Origin of the sequence: Psychrobacter halodurans, assembly GCF_017498075.1 — a bacterium.
Taxonomy (GTDB): Bacteria; Pseudomonadota; Gammaproteobacteria; order Pseudomonadales; family Moraxellaceae; genus Psychrobacter; species Psychrobacter celer.
The window spans coordinates 1-3,741 of sequence record NZ_JAGBKN010000049.1 but is presented as its reverse complement, the minus strand read 5'-3'; the positions used below and the strand labels follow the sequence as shown (position 1 = coordinate 3,741).

General features: G+C 42.2%; 3 protein-coding genes. All 3 read left to right on the top strand.

What is annotated here, in order from left to right; all coding sequences use genetic code 11:
- A partial coding sequence (locus J3491_RS11830) for a DUF2345 domain-containing protein (protein WP_207970347.1) occupies nucleotides 1-1,161 on the top strand: 1,161 nt, incomplete at its 5' end.
- Nucleotides 1,158-2,480, top strand: coding sequence for a polymorphic toxin type 15 domain-containing protein (locus J3491_RS11825; RefSeq protein ID WP_075100799.1), 1,323 nt, complete (start codon nucleotides 1,158-1,160; stop codon nucleotides 2,478-2,480). The genes J3491_RS11830 and J3491_RS11825, both read left to right, overlap by 4 nt.
- A gap of 18 nt (nucleotides 2,481-2,498) precedes the next feature.
- Nucleotides 2,499-3,212, top strand: a complete 714-nt coding sequence (locus J3491_RS11820) for a GAD-like domain-containing protein (protein WP_075100798.1) — start codon at nucleotides 2,499-2,501, stop codon at nucleotides 3,210-3,212.
- Nucleotides 3,213-3,741: the final 529 nt, after the last annotated feature.

Below are 3,741 nucleotides of genomic sequence, written 5' to 3'. Positions count from 1 at the left end.
AGTCGCCCTAGCCTGTTTGCCACTGACAATGAGCAAGCGGTCGAGAGCGGCTATCGCAACACTGAAAACGGCCTATCTGAATGGGTGACTGACCATCGTACAGAGCAAGCTTATTCACAGCTACAAGTCGATAGTGGCAAGGTTAGTGCCACGATAAAGATGGGCGTCATTAACCCTGCAGATAATGGCACTAAGCGCGAAGGTATTAGCGCCACTACCAATGCCCAAATCAATATCAAGTCAGGTGAAGCCTTAGCCCTTTCCACTCAACCGCAAACCCACGCGCAAACAGGACAACATAATTACCAACACCACACCCCGACCCTCACCCAAACTAGTCTTGGCGGTCAGCACTTAGCGGAGCGTTTAACGCAGTTAGCAACGGGACTTGGTAGACAGGTTAATGACCATAACGCGATTAAGACCCAACTTGAAACTATCGCAGAAGAACAGCAAACCAAAACCCATCAAACAACGCCATTCACGCTCATTGATAGTGCGGCTGATACCGGTTATGTCAGTGATGACCTACTCATTCACCGGTCAATGGGTGAAATGATAATGACCTCGCAGCAAGATATGTTAACTAGTAGTGGTGATAGCCATAACCAAGTCAGCAGCGAGTCACTCAATATAGTAGCCGATGGTCAATTTAGCATGACCAATGCCAAAGACAATATCACCCTCTCAGCGCATACAGGAAAACTGGAAGCCACGGCAAAACAAGATGTGAATATCGCCTCCTCGACTAAGGAAGTTGAGATAGTAGCAACGAATAAGATTACGCTGACGGCTGGTGGAGCCAGTATCACTTTGGATGGTGGTGATATTACCATTACGGCTAAGCAGTTTACGGAGAAAGCTGGGAAGCATAGTAAGGCTGGGGGCGGTGTTGATGGTCAATTTGTTTCAGGCTTACCTTCTAATATCTTGGACGAACCACCAACCTTTATCGAGCTTAATTATCTACACGATGATGAGACTCCAGTAAGCAGTGCGCCTTATAGAGTTGAGTTCGCAGATGGCTCTATCAGAGAAGGCATTTTAGATGAAAATGGCTTTGCTCGTTTAGAAGGTGTGCCTAAGGGTCAAGCTCATGTTTATTATGGTGAAGACCCTGCTGACTTCAAGCCTGATATAGATATGGAGGATGGTATATGAGTAGTAATGGCTTTGGCGGCGGCGCACTAGGGATTAGTAACATAGGGAAGGATTACACTCCTCAAAAATATAAGAAAGCCAAACAAGAAAAGCCCACAGGCTGGTTTAAAGCATTAAAAGAAGAGACAGGTTCGTTTCTAGCAGGTGAAAACACCTCGTCTTGGGCACTATTCGCTGAAATTGTGATCGGTGCAGTTCCTATTGCAGGACAGCTTATTGATGCGCGAGACATCATCAAGGCAGTCATGAACCTAAAAGACAAGCCCTCTGATACTACTTTGTGGTTTTTACTCATAGCAGCATTAATAGGGCTGATCCCTGTCGTTGGTGATGCGGTCAAAAGTGCCATTAAAGCAGTGAAAATTGGCGGTAAAAATCCTGCTGATTTATTTGCCTTTATCAGAAAATTTGGTAAAGGTAATGCAGAGCAAGCGCTAAAGAAAGCGTTAGATGTTAGTAAGCTAAAAGGGTTACTGAATAGTATCTTGACCCCTAAGTTTCTAAACAGTTTAAGTAAGTCTAATAAGCAAAAGCTGATACAGATTCAAAAGGACTTTGATCGTTTCGGTCAGCAAATTATCAATGAGATTGATGGATGGTCAAAGATGACACCGGCTACGGCGAGTGTTAATAGCGCAGGTGTGGGTCGGACAGCTGGTAATAAACCCAGCACAGCATTGGCATCAACCAACCGAAAAGCTTCTGGCGAAACAGTCAGTCATAATAGCAGTATCACGTCGAGACCTGCTAGAAAAGGCGTTATGAAAAAACATACCCCTAAATGCTTTAAGCCAAGTAAAAGCTTAAAGAGTAGGTTTGCTAAAGACAGTAAAGCAAATGCAAAGTTTGAAAAAGAGTACTATCGTCAATTAAAAGACCAAGAAGCTGGACTGAACAACTTAACTGTTGATGAGTATTTGACAGGTCGTGATGCCTTTAAAACGCATGGCAGACCGAAAAGTAATGGGGCGCAGGCAAACGCTAGAACAGAGTATGAAGATAAGATCAATGAGTCTTTAAAAAATAGCTATGAGAAACAAGGAAAATCTCCTAGAGAAGCTAAACGGTTGGCGAACAAACGCACTCCTGAAATAATGAAAGACCTGAATGCTTTACATGATCCTGATATGATTGCAGGTGGTAAAGATAAAATTAATCGACTGGGTCGTGCTGATGTGAATAAGTCCATAGGTGGACAATGGTCTAATAAAGTTGAAGCAAATAGTAGAGTTGCACAGATGGATAAGGCCGCTAAAGAAGCACAAAAGTCTCAAGGCGGGCAAACCAAAATGAAGGTAGAATTAAACCGTTGTAGATAATTAAAATAGGAAATTGTAATGAATAATTTTATTATTGATGAAGGATTTGACTTGTTTATGGAAGATTTTGGACAACCTGACTGGCAACAGCCTGCCGATCAGGCAATTCTAGATTATTATAAAGGTAAATTGCCTGATAAGCTTCTTTTCTATTGGGAGAAAATGGGCTTCTGCCGCTTTAAGCAAGGCTTGTTTTGGATAGTCAATCCAACTGATTATGAAGATGAACTAGCCCTTTGGTTAGGTGAGGACGTTCTAAAACAAGATAACTACTATGTTATCGCTCGTAGTGGCTTTGGCAAGTTATACGTTTGGGGTGAAAAAATAGGTCATGCCTATACAATTACTCCAACTCTTGGTTGGGTTTATCAAGAAAAAGGGGAAGCGAAAGATATTGCAAAAGGCCTAGCAGATAGAAAAATTGAATTATTTTTTGCTTTTAAAGAGACAAAATATGTTGATATGGTTGATAACAATAGCAAACCTCTATTCAAGCGTTGTGTGAAAAAATTTGGAGCACTTGAATACGATGAAATGTTTGGCTTTGTCCCTGCCCTTGCGATTAGTGATAATGCTTCTATCAAAAATATAGATAAGATGAATATCTTTGTCCATCTCAATCTTTTACCCGACTTGATTGAGATTCAGTACATCGACTTTAAGAGATTAGGACAAACAGCATTTGGCGTTGATGATGATTCAAACTTACTTGATTTAGATGACTTAATATAAGTAATTATTTAAGCCACCTTCGGGTGGTTTTTTTGTCGTTCGTTAAATAAGAAACATCTCAAACTCAAAGCATTCAACTTAACTTCAAATTATAGGCATTACTCAGCATAAAAACTCCAACCACGACCACCCTCTGCGAACGTCAGATGCCACCGCTAGCCCTGATTGCAGAGGATATCCTTGGCTGATCCCAGGATTACAGGAACTCAGGCAGAGACGTTATCGCAAAGCAGGAACGGCACGGTCTTTAGTGCCTGCTCCTGTGGGCAGTTAAAATAGCAGCGGAAAGCAGGAGTGGCTACAAACTGTTTTGCTATAATCTTATCACCCCAACAAGCAACTACTTATTAGATAACCCCGCCCAAGCAATTAACCGTATTGAGGCCCAAGCAGGAAGCAATTATGGCAGCCACTTTACCCATAGAGCAGATGACCAAACTCTGATGCAAGCTATCGGTGATAGTGAGCATCTGACGAATACCGGTAGCTTATTATCATCAAGTCGCCCTAGCCTGTTTGCCACTGACAA